Origin of the sequence: Tenacibaculum sp. FZY0031 (assembly GCF_036350695.1) — a bacterium.
Lineage (GTDB): Bacteria > Bacteroidota > Bacteroidia > Flavobacteriales > Flavobacteriaceae > Polaribacter.
In genome coordinates, this window is the sequence record NZ_JAZDVY010000009.1 from 42,426 (window position 1) to 62,643 (window position 20,218).

The 20,218-nt window shown below is 34.3% G+C and carries 30 protein-coding genes; 29 read left to right on the forward strand and 1 reads right to left on the reverse strand.

All coding sequences use genetic code 11. The features are described from left to right. Nucleotide 1: 1 nt before the first annotated feature. Nucleotides 2–3,262, reverse strand: a complete 3,261-nt coding sequence (locus tag V1T75_RS13400) for a SusC/RagA family TonB-linked outer membrane protein (RefSeq protein ID WP_330489033.1) — start codon at nt 3,260–3,262, stop codon at nt 2–4. 387 nt (nt 3,263–3,649) lie between these two features. Here V1T75_RS13400 and rpsL point away from each other — a divergent pair, with 387 nt between their 5' ends. The 29 genes from rpsL to ykgO all read left to right on the forward strand — a co-directional run bounded on the left by rpsL (nt 3,650) and on the right by ykgO (nt 20,162). Further along, nucleotides 3,650–4,030, forward strand: coding sequence for a 30S ribosomal protein S12 (gene rpsL, locus V1T75_RS13405; protein ID WP_028890722.1), 381 nt, complete (start codon nt 3,650–3,652; stop codon nt 4,028–4,030). Nucleotides 4,031–4,062: 32 nt separating this feature from the next. Beyond that, entirely contained in the window at nt 4,063–4,539 is a 477-nt protein-coding gene (gene rpsG / locus V1T75_RS13410; protein WP_028890723.1) for a 30S ribosomal protein S7, read from the forward strand. A 6-nt stretch (nt 4,540–4,545) separates the two neighbouring features. Next, nucleotides 4,546–6,663, forward strand: a complete 2,118-nt coding sequence (gene fusA, locus V1T75_RS13415; RefSeq protein WP_330489034.1) for an elongation factor G — start codon at nt 4,546–4,548, stop codon at nt 6,661–6,663. A gap of 5 nt (nt 6,664–6,668) precedes the next feature. After that, nucleotides 6,669–6,974, forward strand: coding sequence for a 30S ribosomal protein S10 (gene rpsJ, locus V1T75_RS13420; protein WP_024740605.1), 306 nt, complete (start codon nt 6,669–6,671; stop codon nt 6,972–6,974). A 287-nt stretch (nt 6,975–7,261) separates the two neighbouring features. Further along, nucleotides 7,262–7,879, forward strand: a complete 618-nt coding sequence (rplC, locus tag V1T75_RS13425) for a 50S ribosomal protein L3 (RefSeq protein ID WP_047789835.1) — start codon at nt 7,262–7,264, stop codon at nt 7,877–7,879. Then, the gene (gene rplD, locus V1T75_RS13430) at nt 7,879–8,508 is read left to right on the forward strand and encodes a 50S ribosomal protein L4 (RefSeq protein WP_330489035.1); all 630 of its coding nucleotides are present in this window, start codon (nt 7,879–7,881) and stop codon (nt 8,506–8,508) included. The genes rplC and rplD overlap by 1 nt, the downstream gene beginning before the upstream one ends. 8 nt (nt 8,509–8,516) lie before the next feature. Then, nucleotides 8,517–8,807 carry a 50S ribosomal protein L23 gene (gene rplW, locus V1T75_RS13435; RefSeq protein ID WP_330489036.1) on the forward strand — a complete coding sequence of 97 codons (291 nt, stop codon included), beginning with the start codon at nt 8,517–8,519 and terminating at the stop codon, nt 8,805–8,807. Between the two features lie 11 nt (nt 8,808–8,818). Beyond that, nucleotides 8,819–9,643 carry a 50S ribosomal protein L2 gene (gene rplB, locus V1T75_RS13440; RefSeq protein ID WP_330489037.1) on the forward strand — a complete coding sequence of 275 codons (825 nt, stop codon included), beginning with the start codon at nt 8,819–8,821 and terminating at the stop codon, nt 9,641–9,643. A 6-nt stretch (nt 9,644–9,649) separates the two neighbouring features. Then, nucleotides 9,650–9,928 (forward strand): 30S ribosomal protein S19, encoded by a 279-nt coding sequence (gene rpsS / locus V1T75_RS13445; RefSeq protein WP_028890729.1) that lies wholly within the window; start codon nt 9,650–9,652, stop codon nt 9,926–9,928. A gap of 9 nt (nt 9,929–9,937) precedes the next feature. After that, nucleotides 9,938–10,342 carry a 50S ribosomal protein L22 gene (gene rplV, locus V1T75_RS13450; RefSeq protein WP_115900428.1) on the forward strand — a complete coding sequence of 135 codons (405 nt, stop codon included), beginning with the start codon at nt 9,938–9,940 and terminating at the stop codon, nt 10,340–10,342. Between the two features lie 11 nt (nt 10,343–10,353). Further along, on the forward strand, nt 10,354–11,070 hold the full coding sequence (gene rpsC / locus V1T75_RS13455; protein ID WP_099215303.1) for a 30S ribosomal protein S3: 717 nt from the start codon (nt 10,354–10,356) through the stop codon (nt 11,068–11,070). A gap of 19 nt (nt 11,071–11,089) precedes the next feature. Next, nucleotides 11,090–11,521 (forward strand): 50S ribosomal protein L16, encoded by a 432-nt coding sequence (gene rplP, locus V1T75_RS13460; RefSeq protein WP_330489038.1) that lies wholly within the window; start codon nt 11,090–11,092, stop codon nt 11,519–11,521. Between the two features lie 12 nt (nt 11,522–11,533). After that, nucleotides 11,534–11,725: a 50S ribosomal protein L29 gene (rpmC, locus tag V1T75_RS13465; RefSeq protein ID WP_028890733.1), complete on the forward strand. Its 192-nt coding sequence runs from the start codon at nt 11,534–11,536 to the stop codon at nt 11,723–11,725. A gap of 18 nt (nt 11,726–11,743) precedes the next feature. After that, nucleotides 11,744–12,001 (forward strand): 30S ribosomal protein S17, encoded by a 258-nt coding sequence (gene rpsQ / locus V1T75_RS13470; RefSeq protein WP_099215304.1) that lies wholly within the window; start codon nt 11,744–11,746, stop codon nt 11,999–12,001. 1 nt (nt 12,002) lies between these two features. Next, nucleotides 12,003–12,371 (forward strand): 50S ribosomal protein L14, encoded by a 369-nt coding sequence (gene rplN, locus V1T75_RS13475; RefSeq protein WP_047789829.1) that lies wholly within the window; start codon nt 12,003–12,005, stop codon nt 12,369–12,371. Nucleotides 12,372–12,385: 14 nt separating this feature from the next. Beyond that, the gene (rplX, locus tag V1T75_RS13480; protein ID WP_125068409.1) at nt 12,386–12,694 is read left to right on the forward strand and encodes a 50S ribosomal protein L24; all 309 of its coding nucleotides are present in this window, start codon (nt 12,386–12,388) and stop codon (nt 12,692–12,694) included. Nucleotides 12,695–12,696: 2 nt separating this feature from the next. Further along, the gene (gene rplE / locus V1T75_RS13485; protein WP_047789827.1) at nt 12,697–13,248 is read left to right on the forward strand and encodes a 50S ribosomal protein L5; all 552 of its coding nucleotides are present in this window, start codon (nt 12,697–12,699) and stop codon (nt 13,246–13,248) included. 4 nt (nt 13,249–13,252) lie between these two features. Continuing rightward, entirely contained in the window at nt 13,253–13,522 is a 270-nt protein-coding gene (rpsN, locus tag V1T75_RS13490) for a 30S ribosomal protein S14 (protein WP_028890738.1), read from the forward strand. 66 nt (nt 13,523–13,588) lie between these two features. Beyond that, nucleotides 13,589–14,359, forward strand: a complete 771-nt coding sequence (locus V1T75_RS13495) for a LytTR family DNA-binding domain-containing protein (protein WP_330489039.1) — start codon at nt 13,589–13,591, stop codon at nt 14,357–14,359. Nucleotides 14,360–14,562: 203 nt separating this feature from the next. Further along, a complete protein-coding gene (locus V1T75_RS13500; RefSeq protein ID WP_330489040.1) occupies nt 14,563–15,681 on the forward strand; it encodes an acyltransferase family protein in 1,119 nt (372 codons plus the stop codon). 286 nt (nt 15,682–15,967) lie between these two features. Next, nucleotides 15,968–16,366 (forward strand): 30S ribosomal protein S8, encoded by a 399-nt coding sequence (gene rpsH / locus V1T75_RS13505; protein WP_047789826.1) that lies wholly within the window; start codon nt 15,968–15,970, stop codon nt 16,364–16,366. Nucleotides 16,367–16,380: 14 nt separating this feature from the next. Then, nucleotides 16,381–16,926 (forward strand): 50S ribosomal protein L6, encoded by a 546-nt coding sequence (gene rplF / locus V1T75_RS13510; RefSeq protein ID WP_330489041.1) that lies wholly within the window; start codon nt 16,381–16,383, stop codon nt 16,924–16,926. Nucleotides 16,927–16,944: 18 nt separating this feature from the next. Beyond that, nucleotides 16,945–17,295, forward strand: a complete 351-nt coding sequence (gene rplR, locus V1T75_RS13515) for a 50S ribosomal protein L18 (protein ID WP_330489042.1) — start codon at nt 16,945–16,947, stop codon at nt 17,293–17,295. 8 nt (nt 17,296–17,303) lie between these two features. Next, on the forward strand, nt 17,304–17,828 hold the full coding sequence (rpsE, locus tag V1T75_RS13520; RefSeq protein ID WP_099215310.1) for a 30S ribosomal protein S5: 525 nt from the start codon (nt 17,304–17,306) through the stop codon (nt 17,826–17,828). A gap of 11 nt (nt 17,829–17,839) precedes the next feature. Next, the gene (gene rpmD, locus V1T75_RS13525) at nt 17,840–18,022 is read left to right on the forward strand and encodes a 50S ribosomal protein L30 (protein ID WP_330489043.1); all 183 of its coding nucleotides are present in this window, start codon (nt 17,840–17,842) and stop codon (nt 18,020–18,022) included. A 12-nt stretch (nt 18,023–18,034) separates the two neighbouring features. Continuing rightward, complete coding sequence (gene rplO / locus V1T75_RS13530) at nt 18,035–18,484, forward strand: 50S ribosomal protein L15 (protein WP_047789821.1); 450 nt, start codon at nt 18,035–18,037, stop codon at nt 18,482–18,484. Between the two features lie 12 nt (nt 18,485–18,496). Then, nucleotides 18,497–19,816, forward strand: a complete 1,320-nt coding sequence (gene secY / locus V1T75_RS13535) for a preprotein translocase subunit SecY (protein ID WP_330489130.1) — start codon at nt 18,497–18,499, stop codon at nt 19,814–19,816. A 1-nt stretch (nt 19,817) separates the two neighbouring features. After that, nucleotides 19,818–20,033: a translation initiation factor IF-1 gene (gene infA / locus V1T75_RS13540; protein WP_024740627.1), complete on the forward strand. Its 216-nt coding sequence runs from the start codon at nt 19,818–19,820 to the stop codon at nt 20,031–20,033. Nucleotides 20,034–20,045: 12 nt separating this feature from the next. Continuing rightward, nucleotides 20,046–20,162, forward strand: a complete 117-nt coding sequence (gene ykgO, locus V1T75_RS13545) for a type B 50S ribosomal protein L36 (protein ID WP_010181906.1) — start codon at nt 20,046–20,048, stop codon at nt 20,160–20,162. Nucleotides 20,163–20,218 lie beyond the last annotated feature (56 nt).

Sequence of the window (20,218 nt, forward strand, 5' to 3'; positions counted from 1 at the left end):
TTTAAAATTCAAAGTTTAAGTTTAAACCTATTGTTCTTAAAGTAGGGAAAGAACCAGATAAATAACCTTGAGCATTACCTGCACCTAAACCTGATTCTGGATCAGCAAAAGGAACGTTTTTATGAATAATCCATAAGTTTCTACCGATTAAAGATAGGTTCGCATTGCTTATAGCTCCATTAAATAAATTATCTACAGGTAGTTTATAGGTAAGAGCTAATTCACGTAACTTTACATAAGAAGCGTCATAAATAGTTAAAGCTGCAGGGTTTCTGTCAGCATTACCCCAGTAGTATGCACCTCCGTAATAATCAGCAGGGGCTCTTGTAGTATTAGGAGTACCATCTTCTAATACACCTTCGTTTAAGATACCTCCACCAGCTGAAACAGGGTCTCTTTTAGGATTTCCTAATTCGTTTAAACCAGCAGTGTAGTAAGGTAAACCAGTACCTTGTCCGTAGTGCGTATCTAAAGAGTAAACATCACCTCCTTTTTGAATATCAATCAAGAAGTTTAAAGATAAGTCTTTGTAGGTAAACGTGTTTGTGATACCTCCAGTCCAATCTGGGTTGATGTTACCAATAACTTGGTCTGCTACAGCTTTGTAATATCCATTAGAATCTACGATCTTCTGACCGTTGTCGTGGTATTTAAATCCTGTACCTCTAATTGTTCCGTAAGGTTGACCAATAGTAGCATTGATAGAAATACCTCCTTGGAATGAGTTCAATACTAAGTTTGTTTGATCTCCGTATAGTTCAATAACCGAGTTTTCATTTTTAGCCCAGTTTACACCGATATCCCATTTGAAATTATCAGTAGAAACAGGGGTTGCTTTTAGTCCAAGCTCAAACCCTTTGTTTTGCATAGTACCAGCGTTAACCCATCTTTGAGAGAAACCTGTTGCTGTTGTTGTAGATACTGGCATTAACTGATCTTCAGTTCTTTTTCTATACCATGTAAAGTCAAATCCTAATCTGCTGTTGAAAAGTCTTGTTTCTAAACCAAACTCTATTTCATTAGTTCTTTCAGGAACTAAGTCGGCGTTTTGTTTTGTTCCTGGGAAAGAGAATAAAGCTGAGCTACCAAAGTTATTTAAAACTGTGTATGTGTCAAAAATATTATTAGCAGGTAAGTCGTTACCAACCTCTGCATAACCTCCTCTAATCTTACCAAAGCTAAGCCAAGTAGCATCTTTTAAAAATTCAGAAAAGATGAAACTAGAACTTACTGCGAAATAGTTGTATCCATTGTGTTTAGCAGGTAAAGCAGAAGATATGTCATAACGATCTGTAAAGTCTAAGAAAAGCATGTCTTTGTAGCCTAAGTTAGCTTGTACGTAATAACCGTTTACAGCTTTTTTAGATAAAGTTTCAACAGGTTTTGGATTTGGGTTAGCAGAGTTGCTTAAAGAATATAATCCAGGGATAGTTAAACCACCAGCAGTTGATTGGTGTAAGTAGTCGTAGCTATCTCTTCTTATGTTCATACCTAATACACCTGTTAATGTCAGGTCTTCAGTTAAATCTTTATTGAAGTTAAGCATGAAGTCGTAGTTGTATTCAGAAAAACGTATGTCGATTCTGTCATATCCAGAAGCTTCATCATCTCCTAAAATACCAAACGGAGTTGCTACTGAGCCATTAGCTCTTCTTTCTTCTCTTAATTCAGAATAAGTATCTACAGATGCTTTTACTGTTGCATCTAACCAATCAGTTACAGAGTAGGTAGCGTTAACGTTTCCTACGAAACGGTTTCTTCTGTCTGTTTGGAAGTTTTTATAACGTGTCCAATATGGGTTATCCCAATAGTGTGGCTGTAATGCAGACCCACCAGATACTCCTGAAGTAGGTAATCCAGCTTCACTGTTCCAAGAGTAGTTTTTTCCTGTTTGATTGTAGATTTGTTTAAGTTCATCTACATCAACATTTACTTGCCACCATTGTCTAAATTGAGACATTAAGTTGTCGCTATAACCAGTAGAGTTTCTTCCTCTTGTTCTTTGTGCAATAAAGGTAGCATTAGAACCAACATTGAATTTATCTGATACTTTTAATGTACCATTAACATTAAAAGTATTTTTGTTGATTTTTGAATTAGGTAACATACCTGTTGCATCGTAATTAGTATATCCTAATCTATACGTACTTCTTTCATTACCTCCTGTAAAAGAAACAGAATTATTGTATTGAAAAGCAGTTTCAAAAAATTCAGCAGGAGTTGCTTTACCTGCTACATAAGGAGTTGCTTTTTGGTAATTTCTGTGTTCAGGAACAAAAGCATCCCATTGGTATACTAGTCTACCGTCTAATGGAGCACCATAAGAAGCATCGTCATACGTTGGAACAACTAAATCAGCTATCCCATCACCGTTGGCATCAATGTCTTCAAAGTATCCAGTACTTCCGTAGTATGGTCCGTAACCAGCACCATATTCATCTTGGTACTCTAAGAAAGTACTCTTGTCTATAGTTCCTATTGTAGTACTTGAGTTAATAGAAATTTTAGATTTTCCTTGTTTTCCTTTTTTAGTTGTAATGATTACTACACCGTTAGCACCACGTGAACCATAAATAGCAGATGCAGCAGCACCTTTTAAAATGTTGATAGATTCAACGTCATCAGGGTTGATATCTGAAGCTGCGTTACCGTAGTCGTAACCTTTACTACCACCTGATTGTCTTGCAGAGTTGTTAATTCTGTTAGACATTGGAATACCGTCAATAACAAATAAAGGTTGGTTGTTTCCTGTGAATGAGCTTACACCACGAATTAAGAAGTTTGCAGATCCACCAAAGTTGTTGTTGGCTTTAATTTGAACACCGCTTACTTTACCACTTAAAGAGTTAACAACGTTGTTAAGTTTAACAGTAGATACTTCTTTACCACCTACTTCTTGTGATGCGTAACCAAGTGATTTTTTCTCTCTTTTTATACCTAAAGAAGTCACTACAACTTCATCAAGTACATTATCACTAGCCATAGTGATGTTAAAAGTGTTGGAAGTTCCAACTGATTTTTCAACAGTTTTCATTCCTACAAAACTAAAAACAAGTACATCGCCAGTTTTTGCTTTGATAGAGAACTTTCCATCAAAATCAGTTTCTACACCAGTCGTGGTACCTTTTATTAATACATTAACTCCAGGTAAGGGTCCTGTTCCATCAGAAACTGTACCTGAAATTGTTTTTTCTTGTGCAAAGGATATTTGCACAATTAACGCTAGGAGTAGCGTTAAAATTCCATTAAACTTTGTTTTCATTATGTAATTATTTGAATTAATTGAGTCAAAAGTCATAAATAAAACTTAAAAAAACAAGGTATTTGTTAAAATGTTCTAAAAATATTGGAATATTTTAAAATTAGATATTTGTTTTTGGTTTAAAATTCATTGTTGTGTCTTTTGTTTTGGGGAATGTTTATTTTTTTAACATATATGTGGTAGTTTGTTTGTTTTTTTTAAAGCCTTACTGATTTAGGTGTAAATAGAAGGGTGGAATAATGTGGGAGGATTGATTTTAAGGTTTTTTTTGTGGAGATTTTAAAAATAACTTATTGATATTTGAATAAATAGAAAATTATCGTACATTTGCACACTCTTAAAATTAGAGTAATTTAAGTACAAATTAAAAACAAGTAATAATTTAGTATGCCAACTATTCAACAATTAGTTCGTAAAGGAAGAGCCAAAATAACTAAGAAGAGTAAATCGGCTGCTTTACAAGCATGTCCACAAAGACGTGGAGTTTGTACGCGTGTGTATACCACTACACCTAAGAAACCTAACTCAGCAATGCGTAAGGTAGCAAGGGTGAGGTTAACAAATGGTAACGAAATCAACGCGTATATTCCAGGAGAGGGACACAACTTGCAAGAGCACTCGATAGTATTAGTTAGAGGTGGAAGGGTAAAAGATTTACCAGGTGTTAAATATCACGTGGTACGTGGAGCATTAGATACTGCAGGAGTTGAGGGTAGAACCCAACGTAGATCTAAGTACGGTGCAAAACGCCCAAAAGACAAAAAGTAAAAAATAATTAGTAACTTTTTTAATGTAAAGACATGAGGAAAAGAAGAGCTAAAAAAAGAGTTTTGTTACCGGATCCTAGATTCAATGATCAATTAGTTACACGTTTTGTGAATAACTTAATGTGGGACGGTAAGAAATCTGTAGCGTTCAAAGTGTTTTACGATGCAATGGATATCGTAAATGAAAAGAAAACTGACGAAGAAAAGTCGGCTTTAGAAGTGTGGAAAGATGGTTTATCTAACGTGATGCCTCACGTGGAAGTTCGTTCTCGCCGTGTTGGTGGAGCAACGTTCCAAATTCCAATGCAAATTCGTCCAGACCGTAAGGTTTCTATGGCGATTAAATGGATGATCTCTTATGCGCGTAAGCGTAATGAAAAAACAATGGCACAACGTTTGGCTGCTGAGATTTTAGCTGCTGCGAAAGAAGAAGGTGCTGCTGTTAAGAAAAGAGTAGATACTCACAAGATGGCTGAAGCAAATAAAGCATTCTCACACTTTAGATTTTAATAAGAAATGGCAAGAGATTTAAAATATACAAGAAATATCGGTATTGCTGCTCATATTGATGCTGGTAAAACAACAACAACGGAGCGTATCCTTTTCTATACGGGAGTATCTCATAAAATTGGAGAAGTTCACGATGGAGCTTCTACGATGGACTGGATGGAGCAAGAAGCTGAAAGAGGTATTACTATTACTTCTGCGGCTACAACTTGTACATGGCAATTCCCAACGGAAAATGGAAAGCCTACTGCTGATGCTAAAGGATACCATTTTAATATTATTGATACTCCAGGTCACGTTGATTTTACCGTAGAGGTAAACCGTTCGTTACGTGTATTAGATGGATTAGTGTTCTTATTCTCTGCAGTAGACGGAGTTGAGCCACAATCTGAAACTAACTGGCGTTTGGCAGATAACTACAAAGTACCTCGTATCGGTTTCGTTAACAAAATGGACCGTCAAGGAGCGAACTTTTTAGCAGTTTGTCAGCAAGTAAAGGATATGTTAAAGTCTAACGCAGTGCCAATTGTATTAAATATTGGTGATGAGGCAGATTTTAAAGGAATTGTAGATTTAGTGAAAAACCGTGCAATTGTATGGCATGATGATAACTACGGATCTACTTTTGATGTTGTAGATATTCCAGAAGAATTAAAAGAAGAAGCTCGTGAGTTACGTGGTAAGTTAATCGAAGAGGTTGCTGCTTATGACGAAAACTTGTTAGAGAAATACATGGAAGATGAAGATTCAATTACAGAAGAAGAAGTGCATGCTGCACTAAGAGCTGCTGTAATGGATATGTCTATCATTCCTATGGTATGTGGGTCTTCATTCAAAAATAAAGGGGTTCAGTTTTTATTAGATGCTGTATGTCGTTATTTACCTTCTCCTGTTGATAGAGATAATATCATTGGTACTAACCCTGATACTGGAGAGGAAGAAACTCGTAAGCCAGATGCAAAAGCGCCATTTTCGGCTTTAGCATTTAAAATTGCTACCGATCCTTTCGTAGGACGTTTAGCATTCTTCCGTGCTTATTCTGGTCGTTTAGACGCTGGTTCTTATGTGTTAAACAACCGTTCAGGCAAAAAAGAACGTATTTCACGTATTTACCAAATGCACTCTAATAAGCAAAACGCTATCGATTTTATTGAAGCTGGTGATATTGGAGCTGCTGTAGGATTTAAAGATATTAAAACTGGAGATACCTTATCAGATGAAAAGAATCCAATAGTTTTAGAATCGATGGACTTCCCAGATCCAGTAATTGGTATCGCTGTTGAGCCAAAAACTAAGGCAGACGTAGATAAGTTAGGTATGGCTTTAGCAAAATTAGCTGAAGAAGACCCAACATTTACAGTGAAAACAGATGAGGCTTCAGGACAAACTGTAATCTCAGGAATGGGTGAGTTACACTTAGATATTATTGTAGATCGTTTAAAACGTGAGTTTAAGGTTGAAGTAAATCAAGGGCAACCACAAGTAGAATATAAAGAAGCATTAACAGCTACGGCAGATCACAGAGAGGTTTATAAAAAGCAATCTGGAGGACGTGGAAAGTTTGCAGATATTGTATTTACAATGGAGCCTGCAGAAGAAGGTGTAACAGGATTACAATTTGAATCTATTATTAAGGGAGGTAACGTTCCTAAAGAATTTGTACCTTCTGTAGAGAAAGGATTCAAAGAAGCAATGAAAAATGGTCCTTTAGCTGGTTACGAAATGGATTCGATGAAGATTACTTTAAAGGATGGATCTTTCCACCCTGTAGATTCTGATCAATTATCATTCGAATTAGCTGCGAAATTAGGTTATAAAGCTGCTGCTAAAGCTGCAAGAGCTGTAATTATGGAGCCAATGATGAAATTAGAAGTGTTAACTCCTGAGGAGAACATGGGAGACATCGTTGGAGACTTAAACAGAAGAAGAGGACAAGTAAACGATATGAGCGATCGTGCTGGATCTAAAGTAGTAAAAGCTATCGTTCCTTTATCAGAAATGTTTGGATATGTTACTGCTTTAAGAACATTATCTTCAGGTAGAGCAACTTCTACAATGGAATTCTCTCACTATGCAGAAACTCCAAGTAACATTTCAGAAGAAGTAATCGCAAACGCTAAAGGTTAATTAAGATGAGTCAAAAAATTAGAATAAAGTTAAAGTCTTACGATTATAATTTAGTAGACAAGTCTGCTGAAAAAATCGTAAAGACAGTAAAGAGTACTGGTGCTGTAGTAAACGGACCAATTCCTTTACCAACAAATAAAAAGATTTTTACAGTATTACGTTCACCACACGTAAACAAAAAATCAAGAGAGCAATTTCAATTATCTGCTTACAAAAGATTGTTAGATATTTATAGTTCTTCTTCAAAAACTATTGATGCGCTAATGAAACTTGAGTTACCAAGTGGAGTTGAAGTTGAGATTAAAGTATAAGTAAATCAATAACTTTCGGTTTAATTTTGTTAAGCCGAAAGTTTTTTATACTTTTGCACACCGAAATTTTGGTTTCGGGGTGTTTAAATTTCTGGAATGTATTCAGAAATAACATGTCCTGAGGGTTTCGCGAAGGAAAAACGGTAAAAACAAATTCATAGAGTGAAGGTGTTTTCGCTCTTTTTTTTTGAAAACACAAAGGAAAAAAAGGAAACATTTGTTTCAAAAATTATTTTATTAATAGACGCGCTGGATAAAAATATCTAATCGTCTGAAAATTAACAAATATGTCTGGGTTAATAGGAAGAAAAGTAGGAATGACCAGCTTATTCGATGAAAACGGGAAAAATATTCCTTGTACAGTAATCGAAGCAGGTCCTTGCGTTGTTACCCAAGTCAGAACCGAAGAGGTTGACGGCTATAACGCGTTACAACTTGGTTTCGATGACAAAAAAGCAAAAAGCTCTAACAAAGCTTTAGATGGTCACTTTAAAAAAGCTGGTACATCTGCTAAAAGAAAAGTCGTTGAATTCCAAGGATTCGAAGGTGAGTACAAATTAGGTGACTCAATTACTGTTGAACACTTTGCTGAAGGAGAATTCGTTGATGTATCAGGGGTTTCTAAAGGTAAAGGTTTTCAAGGTGTTGTTAAACGTCATGGTTTTGGCGGGGTTGGACAAGCAACTCACGGTCAACATAACCGTTTAAGAGCTCCAGGTTCAATTGGTGCAGCATCATACCCTGCAAGAGTATTCAAAGGAATGCGTATGGCAGGTCGTATGGGTGGAGACAAAGTAAAAGTTCAAAATTTAAGAGTTTTAAAAGTGGTTGCAGATAAGAATCTTATCGTTGTAAAAGGAGCAATTCCTGGTCACAAAAACTCTTATGTAACTATCGAGAAATAATGAAAGTAGCAGTATTAGATATTACAGGAAAAGATACTGGTAGAAAAGTTGAACTTTCTAGCGAGGTATTCGGAATTGAGCCAAATGATCACGCGATTTATTTAGATGTTAAGCAGTATTTGGCTAATCAAAGACAAGGTACTCATAAATCGAAAGAAAGAGCTGAGATTGCTGGTAGTACAAGAAAGATTAAAAAACAAAAAGGAACTGGTACAGCTCGTGCAGGAAGTATCAAATCTCCTGTTTTTAGAGGTGGAGGACGTATATTCGGTCCTAGACCAAGAAGTTATTCTTTTAAGTTAAATAAAAACTTAAAGCGTTTAGCACGTAAATCGGCTTTAAGTATTCAAGCGAAAGAAAACAATTTAGTAGTTGTTGAAGACTTCAATTTTGAAGCTCCAAAAACTAAAGAGTTTATCAATGTTTTAAAAGCTTTAGAATTAGACACTAAAAAGTCTTTATTCGTATTAGGTGAAGAAAGTAAAAATGTTTACTTATCATCTCGTAACTTAAAAGGTTCTAAAGTAGTAGATGCTTCAGGTATTAACACATACAGCGTTTTAAATGCTAATACAGTGGTAATTGCTGAGAGCTCTCTAGAAGGAATTGAGTCTAATTTAAGTAAATAGGGAAGAAGATGAGTATTTTAATTAAACCTATTATTACAGAAAAAGCTACAAATGATAGCGAGTTAAACAACCGTTATACATTTGTTGTAAATAAGAAAGCTAACAAATTAGAAATCAAAGGAGCTGTAGAAGCTGCTTATGGTGTAGCGATTGAATCTGTAAAAACAATGAATTATCCAGCACAAAGAAAAACTAAATACACTAAAAAAGGTTTAGTTACTGGGTTAACAAGTGGATACAAGAAAGCAATCGTTCAGTTAGCTGAAGGAGAAACTATTGATTTTTATAACAATCTTTAAGAAAAGACAGAATGTCAGTTAGAAAATTAAAACCAATAACACCAGGTCAGCGTTTTAGAGTTGTAAATGGGTTCGACACCATTACTACTGATAAGCCGGAGAAATCTTTATTAGCTCCGAAAAAACGATCTGGAGGTCGAAACAACCAGGGTAGAATGACTACACGTAACATCGGTGGAGGTCATAAACAAAAATACCGTATTATCGATTTTAAAAGAGATAAGCAAGGTATTCCTGCAACAGTAAAAACTATTGAGTACGATCCAAACCGTACTGCATTTATTGCATTAGTTAGTTATGCTGATGGTGAAAAACGTTATGTAATTGCGCAAAACGGATTAAAAGTAGGGCAAACAATTATTTCAGGAAAGGAAGTAGCTCCAGAAGTAGGGAACGCTATGTATTTAAGCGAAATTCCTTTAGGAACTACCATTTCTTGTATTGAATTACACCCAGGTCAAGGAGCTGTGATGGCTCGTTCTGCAGGAGCTTTTGCTCAGTTAGTTGCTAAAGAAGGAAAATATGCAACAGTTAAATTACCTTCTGGTGAAACAAGACTTATCTTATTAACTTGTATGGCTACAGTTGGAGTAGTGTCTAATTCAGACCACCAATTATTAGTTTCAGGTAAAGCAGGTAGAAGTAGATGGTTAGGAAGAAGACCAAGAACAAACGCAGTAAGAATGAACCCTGTTGATCACCCAATGGGAGGTGGTGAAGGACGTTCTTCTGGAGGGCATCCAAGATCTAGAAACGGTATTCCTGCTAAAGGATATAAAACTAGATCAAAGACCAAAGCTAGTAATAAGTATATCGTAGAACGTAGAAAGAAATAATAAACCATGGCAAGATCATTAAAAAAAGGACCTTACGTTCACTATAAATTAGAGAAAAAAGTGTTAGCTAACGTAGAAGCAGGTAGTAAGTCAGTTATCAAAACTTGGTCTAGAGCAAGTATGATTACTCCTGATTTCGTAGGACAAACAATTGCAGTTCACAACGGACGTCAGTTTGTGCCAGTTTACGTTACTGAAAACATGGTAGGTCATAAATTAGGCGAATTTTCACCAACACGCTCATTTAGAGGACACGCTGGTGCAAAAAATAAAGGTAAAAAATAGTAGGAAATTATGGGAAGTCGTAAACATAACATGGCAACACAGTTAAAAGAAGCTAGAAAGTCAAGAGCTTTCGCTAAGTTAACTAATTGTCCTACATCACCAAGAAAAATGCGCTTGGTAGCAGATTTAGTAAGAGGAGTAGAAGTAGAAAAAGCTTTACAAATCTTAAAGTTCAGTTCAAAAGAAGCATCACGTAACTTAGAAAAGTTATTATTATCAGCAATTGCTAACTGGCAAGCTAAAAATGAAGATGCAAGTATTGAAGATGCTGGATTATACGTAAAATCAATTTGTGTTGATAGCGCAGGTATGTTAAAAAGGTTAAGACCAGCTCCACAAGGTCGTGCACACAGAATTCGTAAGCGTTCTAATCACGTAACTTTAGAGTTAGGAACTAAAAATAACAGTAATTAATCAAAGTAGAAATGGGACAAAAGACAAATCCAATAGGAAATCGTTTAGGAATTATCAGAGGATGGGAATCTAACTGGTATGGTGGAAATGACTACGGAGATAAGATTGCTGAAGATGATAAGATAAGAAAGTATTTATATGCTAGATTATCTAAAGCAAGTGTATCTAGAGTTATTATTGAGCGTACTTTAAAACTTGTAACCGTTACTATCACTACTGCACGTCCAGGTATCATTATTGGTAAAGGAGGTCAAGAGGTAGACAAGTTAAAAGAAGAGCTTAAGAAAATTACAGGTAAAGAAGTTCAAATCAATATTTTCGAAATCAAACGTCCAGAATTAGATGCAAAATTAGTTGCTGCTAGTATCGCACGTCAAATCGAAAACAGAATTTCTTATAAGCGAGCTACTAAAATGGCAATTGCTGCTGCAATGAGAATGAATGCTGAAGGAATTAAAGTGCAATTATCAGGTCGTTTAAACGGAGCTGAAATGGCACGTTCTGAGCATTACAAAGAAGGAAGAATTCCTCTTTCTACCTTCAGAGCAGATATCGATTATGCACTTGTTGAAGCACATACTACATACGGAAGAATCGGTGTGAAAGTATGGATTATGAAAGGTGAGGTTTATGGAAAACGTGAATTATCTCCATTAGTTGGACTATCTAAGCAAAAAGGTAGTGGAAACAAAGGTGGTGGTAAACGTCAACCTCGCAGAAGAAAATAATTTTTAAAAGAAATTAACAATGTTACAGCCAAAAAGAGTAAAATACCGTAAGGTACAGAAGGCGAAAGGAAATATGAAAGGTAACTCTGGTAGAGGTACTCAACTTTCTAACGGAATGTTTGGTATCAAATCATTAGACCAGAACTTACTTACCTCTCGTCAAATTGAGGCAGCTCGTATTGCGGCAACTCGTTATATGAAAAGAGAGGGGCAACTTTGGATTAAAATTTTCCCAGACAAACCAATAACAAAGAAACCGTTAGAGGTACGTATGGGTAAAGGTAAAGGAGCACCAGACCACTTTGTAGCAGTTGTAAAACCAGGTAGAATTTTGTTTGAAATTGGTGGAGTACCAATGGAAATAGCAAAAGAAGCTTTACGTTTAGCAGCGCAGAAACTTCCTGTGAAAACGAAGTTTGTAATAGCAAGAGATTTTGATTATAACGCTTAATTCTATTAGATCATGAAACAATCAGAAATTAAAGAATTATCAACAGCTGACTTACAAGAAAAGCTAGGGGCGTTGAAGAAAAATTATACTGATCTTAAGATGGCACACGCCATAACTCCATTGGAAAACCCATTAGAGTTACGTAGCTTAAGAAAAACTGTAGCAAGAATTGCTACAGAGTTAACTAAAAGAGAATTACAATAATTCTAGTCAGTTTTAAAGATGGAAAAAAGAAATCTTAGAAAAGAGAGAATCGGTGTAGTATCTAGTAACAAGATGGAGAAATCTATCGTTGTAAACGAGGTAAAAAGAGTAAAGCACCCAATGTACGGAAAGTTCGTATTAAAGACTAAGAAGTACGTTGCACATGACGAGAATAACGATTGCAACGAAGGAGATACTGTAAGGATCATGGAAACACGTCCTATGAGTAAATCTAAGCGTTGGAGATTAGTAGAAATCCTAGAAAGAGCTAAATAATATGTTACAGACAGAATCAAGATTAAAAGTCGCAGATAACACTGGAGCAAAAGAAGTTTTAGTGATTAGAGTTTTAGGAGGAACAAAAAAGCGTTACGCTAGCGTTGGAGATAAAATTGTAGTTTCAGTTAAATCTGCAACTCCTAACGGAACTGTAAAGAAAGGTCAAGTATCTCGTGCAGTTGTTGTTCGTACTAAGAAAGAAGTTAGACGTAAAGACGGATCATATATCAGATTTGATGACAATGCTTGTGTACTTTTAAATCCTTCAGAGGAAATGAGAGGTACTCGTGTATTCGGACCTGTGGCTCGTGAATTACGTGAGAAACAATTTATGAAAATAGTATCATTAGCACCTGAGGTGTTATAAAATCAGATTTTAAAATGAAAAAATTTAAAATTAAATCAGGAGATACTGTTAAAGTTATAGCAGGAGATCACAAAGGATCTGAAGGAAAAGTTTTACAAATTCTTAAAGACAAGGATAGAGTAGTAGTAGAAGGTGTAAACATGGTGTCTAAACACACTAAGCCAAGTGCTGCTAATCCTCAAGGTGGAATTGTAAAGAAAGAAGCTCCATTACACATATCAAACGTAGCTTTAACCGAAAACGGGGAAGCTGTAAGAGTTGGATATAAAGTGGAAGGAGATAAAAAAGTAAGAGTATCAAAAAAATCAGATAAAGCAATATAACAATGAGTTACGTACCAAGATTAAGAGAAGAGTACAAGAGCAGAGTTATCAAAGCTCTTACTGATGAATTTGGTTATAGCAATGTAATGCAAGTACCTAAATTACAAAAAATAGTTGTAAGTAAAGGTGTTGGTGCAGCTATAGCAGATAAGAAATTAATAGAATATGCTATTGATGAGTTAACTACGATTACTGGTCAGAAAGCAGTACCTACCATTTCTAAGAAAGACGTTGCAAACTTCAAATTACGTAAAGGAATGCCTATTGGAGCAAAAGTTACGTTAAGAGGAGATAAAATGTACGAATTTTTAGATAGATTAGTTACCGCTTCTTTACCACGTGTAAGAGACTTTAACGGTATCAAAGCAAATGGTTTTGATGGTAGAGGTAATTACAATTTAGGAATTACTGAACAAATCATCTACCCAGAGATTAATATTGATCAAGTGAAAAAAATTAGTGGTATGGATATTACTTTTGTAACATCTGCAAGTACTGATAAAGAAGCTAAATCATTATTAGGAGAATTAGGATTACCATTTAAAAAGAATTAATAAGATGGCTAAAGAATCAATGAAAGCGCGTGAGCGCAAAAGAGCTAAAATGGTTGCTAAATATGCAGAAAAGAGAAAAGCTTTAAAAGAAGCTGGAGACTATGAAGCATTACAAAAGTTACCAAAAAACGCATCACCAATTAGAATGCACAATCGTTGTAAGCTAACTGGACGTCCTAAGGGATATATGCGTCAGTTCGGAATTTCACGTGTTACTTTCCGTGAAATGGCTAACCAAGGATTAATTCCAGGAGTAAAGAAAGCAAGCTGGTAGTATATCAGTTATTACAATATAAAAAAGGTGTACAACATGTTGTTTGTGCACCTTTTTTTATTTTGCATGAAAAGTAAGAATAAAGTGAATAAGTTTTTAAACAATCAATACCCCTATTACTATAATTTCAAAAATGCTTTGGTATTAGGTATGGTAATCTTAATACTCTCTACAGTATTTAGTTTTTTATTTGAGCCATTTGAAGTTAATTTTCAAGAGCTAAAATATCCTTACTTTATAATCTCTCTTATTCACTCATTAGCTTCATTTATAGTTTTTTTAATATTAGTTTTAGTTTTAAATGGGTTTCGAAGTAAAAGTGATGATTGGTTAGTTAAATATGAACTATTATTTTTATTAATTCTTCTAATCATTATTGGTGTAGGACAATTTCTTATCAGGGATGTTATTTATGATAAAGACGATAATTGGTCATTCAGTTATTTAGTTGAGGAAATAAGAAATACCTTGTTGGTTGGAAGTTTATTGTTGTTCATTATAACTTCAGTAAATATTGAGAGATTAAAGAATATCTATAACAAGCGTAGTAGAAATTTAACTCATCATTTATTATTTGTACCGCATAATGAAGATGAGACTATAAAAATTATAACTTCAGTAAAGAGTGATGATTTTGACTTAACCTTAAGTGATTTTTTATATGCTAAATCCGACAAAAACTATACAGAGATTTTCTTGTCTGATGGTAAGTCTTTAAAGAGATTAACATTGAAAAGTTTAGAAAACCAATTATCCGAATTTGCATTTATTTGTAAAACACATCGTTCTTTTCTTGTAAACTTGAATAAAATAGCATTGATTAAAGGAAATACATAAGGCTATAAAATAGTATTAAAAAACCATACTGAAATTGTTCCGGTTTCAAGGTCTATGATTTCAAAGTTTGAAGCTCAATTAAATGGTTTAAAATCTTAGCTTGTTACTCATAACATTTCTTTTGTTAGTCGTCCCAATTCTTAAATAACCTGTTGCATACACCTAAATCGTAGCTAGTTTCGTACAGATATAATTAAATATTTATGAAAACTAAAAGACGATACGATTTAGATTGGTTATGTGTAATTTCAGTTCTTACTGTTTTTGTTCATCATGTTTGCATGCCTTTTAATGGTGACGATTTTTATATTATGAATGAAGAATCAAGTAAATTACTTGATGATCTTATGGTTTTTTTTGAACAGTTTCGTTTACCATTACTGTTCTTAATTTCAGGAGTAGGAACTATTTTTGCCTTTTCGAAAAGACACTGGTTTCACTTTGTAAAAGAACGAAGTCTACGATTATTAATTCCATTAATTTTTGGTGTATTGGTATTAATTCCTCCACAAACCTATTTTGAAAATCATGATGAGCATAATTCATTTTTTGAAAGTTACTTTAGTATTGTGTCTCGATTAGATGTAAACCATCTTTGGTTTATTGAAAATCTTTTTTGGTTGTCTCTTTTCGTAATCCCTTTGATTGTTTTTGTCAGGTCTTCTAAGAGTAAAAGATTTAAATCAATACTTATTAAACTAACTTTTAAGTATGGTGTTTTTTCTTGGTGTATAGTTTTGATAATTCTGAAAGTAATAGGGAAGTATTATTTTCCTAGTGATTCAAAAAGTATTTTTAATCTTTCTTCAACTTTATATTATGGTTTCTTTTTTGTAAGTGGTATTTTTATAGCGAGTATGGAAGTTCTTTGGTTAACTATTTATAGTAACAGAAGAAAGTATTTGTATGTGGCATTCGCTTCAACTGTTGTGTTTTACTTTTATTATTTCTTACCATCTGATATTATCTCACCTTATATTTCTTTAGAACAACGATGGAATCTCTGGTATTTGGTTTGTGGTTTAGTAGCTTGGTCCGTAATTCTTTGCACATTAGGTTATGGTCAAAAATATTTGAACAATAATAGCTTTGTATTAAGTAAACTAAACGAAGCTATTTATCCTTTTTATATGCTGCATCAAACAATTATTATTGCGCTAGGTTATTATATTTTGAAGATTAACGCATCTATTTTTAACAAAATGACACTTCTTTTTAGTGTTTCACTAGTTGTGATTTCGTTAATATATGTATTGATAATTTATCCGTTTAAGAGGATAAGATTTTTCTTTGGAATGAAAAATATGACTGTAAAAAAGTAAAAGATAACTACTATTTAAATCCTGAAGAAAGCGATTAAAATTTAGCAATAAATTAATTGTCAAATCGATAATTGAAAAATCTCTTTTTTTTTTGAAAACTTTACGTATATTTGCACACTGTTTTTATAGGGTAAATTATGCCTTGTAAGTAAATACTGATTAAACAGTATAATGCCTACGAGATTTTACTCAAAAAACAATTAAATAAGTATTAACTGGTTTCAGGTTTAGTATGCGTATTGATAAGATAAGGGTGCTAAAAACCAAAACCGAAAATTAATTAACTATGTATACAGATCCAATCGCGGATTTTCTTACTCGTGTGAGAAATGCTATTGCAGCAAATCACAGAGTAGTTGAAGTTCCTGCTTCAAAGTTGAAGAAGGAAATGACGAAAATTTTGTTCGATCAAGGTTACATTTTAAGTTATCAGTTCAATGACGATAAAGTACAAGGAACTATTAAGATAGCGTTAAAATACGATCGTGATACGAAAGAATCAGTAATCAGAAAGATTCAAAGAATTTCAACACCAGGTTTACGTAGATACGTTGGCGCTAAAGAAATGCCAAGAGTATTAAACGGATTAGGGATTGCAATTGTTTCTACATCAAAAGGTGTAATGACAAACAAAAAAGCAAGACAAGAGAACGTTGGTGGAGAAGTATTGTGTTACGTTTACTAAAAACATTTTGTAAGATGAGTAGAATAGGAAAGAATCCAATCGCATTGCCACAAGGTGTTGAAGTAAAAGTAGACGAAAATGTGGTTACAGTAAAAGGAAAATTAGGAGAGTTAACTCAAGAAATTAAGTCTGATATTACTGTAAAAGTTGAAGATGGTACTATTACTTTAGAAAGGCCATCAGATAGTAAAGATCATAGAGCTGCACATGGTTTATACCGTGCTTTAATCAATAATATGGTTGAAGGAGTAAGCAAAGGTTTTACTAAAGAGTTAGAGTTAGTAGGTGTTGGTTATAGAGCATCTAACCAAGGTCAAAAATTAGATTTAGCCTTAGGTTTCTCTCACAATATTGTAATAGATTTAGCTCCAGAAGTTAAGGTTGAAACAGTATCTGAAAAAGGTAAAAATCCAATCGTAAAGTTAACTTCACATGACAAACAATTAGTTGGTCAAGTTGCAGCAAAAATTCGTTCATTCCGTAAGCCAGAGCCTTACAAAGGAAAAGGAATTAAGTTTGTAGGAGAAGTATTAAGAAGAAAAGCAGGTAAATCTGCATAATAAATAAGAGAAATTATTATGGCATTATCAAAGCTTGAAAGAAGACAACGAATTAAGCATAGAATTAGAAAGATTGTTACAGGTACAGCTGAAAAACCAAGGTTATCAGTTTTTAGAAGTAACAAAGAAATCTATGCTCAGTTAATTGATGACGTTGCAGGAATTACATTAGCATCTGCATCATCAAGAGATAAAGAAATTACATCTAGTTCTAAAGCAGAAGCGGCTACAGCTGTAGGTAAAGCTATTGCTGAAAAAGCTGTAAAGGCTGGTGTTGATACTGTTGCTTTTGACCGTAACGGATATTTATACCACGGAAGAGTTAAAGTATTAGCAGACGCTGCAAGAGAAGCTGGTTTAAAATTTTAAGAAATTATATTATGTTAGGATATAAAAACGTAGAAAGAGTAAAACCAAGCGGATTAGAGCTTGTAGATAAATTAGTTGGTGTACAACGTGTTACCAAAGTAACTAAAGGAGGTAGAGCATTCGGATTCTCTGCTATCGTAGTAGTAGGAGATGGGAACGGAGTTGTAGGTCACGGATTAGGAAAATCTAAAGATGTTTCTTCTGCAATTGCAAAGGCAGTAGAAGATGCAAAGAAAAATTTAGTACGTATTCCTATTTTAGAAGGAACATTACCACACGAACAAAAAGGTAAATTTGGTGGAGCAAAAGTATTCATCAAGCCTGCTTCACACGGTACCGGGGTTATTGCCGGAGGTGCTGTACGTTTAGTATTAGAAGCTGTAGGTATTAAAGACGTATTATCAAAATCTCAAGGATCATCTAACCCACACAACGTTGTAAAAGCAACCTTTGACGCTTTATTACAATTACGTAGTGCTGCAACTATTGCTAAGCAAAGAGGTATCTCTTTAGAGAAAGTTTTTAACGGTTAAAATTTAAGACGATGAGTAAAATTAGAATTACACAAGTAAAAAGTCAAATCGGTCGCCTTAAAAATCAAAAAAGAACGTTAGAGGCGTTAGGTTTACGTAAAATGAACCAAACTGTAGAGCATGATGCATCAGCTACAATTTTGGGTATGGTAAGTAAAGTTTCACACTTAGTTTCTGTAGAAGAAATTAAATAAGACAATATAAAGATGAGTTTACACAACTTAAAACCAGCAGCAGGATCTACAAAAAGCGGTAAAAGAATCGCTCGTGGAGAAGGTTCTGGTCACGGAGGTACCTCTACAAGAGGACATAAAGGAGCTAAATCTCGTTCTGGTTATTCTCGTAAAATAGGATTTGAAGGAGGACAAATGCCTCTTCAAAGACGTGTGCCTAAATTTGGTTTCACTAACATTAATCGTAAAGAATATGTTGGTGTAAATTTAGACAAGTTACAGTCATTAGTAGATAACGGAAAGATAACAGATACAGTTAATTTAGATGTTTTAGTAGAAAACAGATTGGCTCGTAAAAACGACTTAGTTAAAATATTAGGTGGTGGAGAGTTAAAGGCTAAATTAAATATAACTGTACATAAATTTACAGCATCAGCTAAAGCAGCTATCGAAGCAGCAGGAGGTGAAGCAGTAACATTATAAGAATTGTAAATGATGAATTTTATAAATACTTTAAAAGACATTTGGAAGATTGAAGAGTTAAAAGAAAAATTACTTTTAACCTTAGGTTTAATCGCTGTTTACCGTTTTATGGCAGCAGTTCCATTACCAGGAATTGATCCTACTCAGTTATCAGCATTAAAAGACAGTACTGACAGTGGACTTTTAGGTTTATTAAACGCATTTACAGGTGGGGCATTTGCTAGAGCGTCAGTAATGGCACTTGGTATAATGCCTTATATTTCTGCATCTATTGTAGTTCAGCTAATGGGTATTGCGGTACCATATTTGCAAAAATTACAAAAAGATGGAGAAAGTGGACGTAAGAAGATTACGCAAATAACAAGATGGCTTACGATTGCTATTACATTGTTTCAAGCACCAACCTATATTGGAGTAATCCAAAACCAAATGGGCTTACCGCAAGAAGCATTCTTAGTAACAGGAGCAACATTTTGGGTGTCATCAATCATTCTTTTAAGTGCAGGAACAATTTTTGCAATGTGGTTAGGAGAGCGTATTACTGATAAAGGAGTTGGTAATGGAATTTCATTATTAATTACCGTTGGTATTATCGCAAATTTCCCAGCAGCATTTATTCAAGAGTTAGTTTCTAAACAAACTGCAGGAGCAGGAGGAATTATGATGATTTTAATCGAATTAATAGTTTGGTTTGTAGTAATCTTGTTAACCGTATTATTAGTTACCGCAGTACGTAAAGTAGCCGTTCAATACGCACGTCGTACAGCTGTTACAAATATTAAAGATGTTGATGGTGCTAGACAGTACATTCCTTTAAAACTGAATGCCGCTGGAGTAATGCCAATTATTTTTGCACAAGCTATTATGTTTTTACCAATAGCGTTAGGACAAAAATATCCAGCATTAAACAGTTTGACTGATATTAACGGTTTATGGTATAACGTTATATTTGCTTTATTAATTATTGTCTTTAGTTACTTCTATACAGCCATCACAATTCCTACGAATAAAATGGCAGAGGATTTAAAGAGAAGTAATGGTTTTGTTCCAGGATATAAGCCAGGTGAAGAAACAGCTAGTTTTTTAGATTCGGTATTGTCAAAAATTACATTACCAGGATCGTTGTTCTTAGCCGCTTTATCGATATTACCAGCAGTTATTGTTAAGTTTGGAGTTACTCAAAACTGGGCAATGTTTTATGGTGGAACATCTTTAATTATTATGGTAGGAGTTGCAATCGACACTATTCAGCAAATAAACTCGTATTTATTAAACAGTCGTTATGACGGTTTAATGAAAACAGGGAACAGTAACAGAAAATCATTAAAATAATATGGCTAAGCAACCAGCAATTCAACAAGACGGAACCATTACAGAGGCATTATCAAATGCAATGTTTCGAGTAGAATTAGAGAACGGACATATTGTTACGGCTCACATTTCAGGAAAAATGCGTATGCATTATATAAAACTATTACCAGGAGATAAGGTAAAGTTAGAAATGAGTCCGTATGATTTATCAAAGGCAAGAATTACTTACAGATATTAAAAACACACACTGATGAAAGTAAGAGCATCATTAAAGAAAAGAAGTGCCGACTGCAAAATTGTACGCAGAAAAGGCAGATTATATGTAATTAACAAAAAGAATCCTAGATTTAAACAAAGACAAGGATAATAATAAGACACTAGTCATTAGTAATTAGTAGTTAGATGAATCTGTTTGAAATAGAA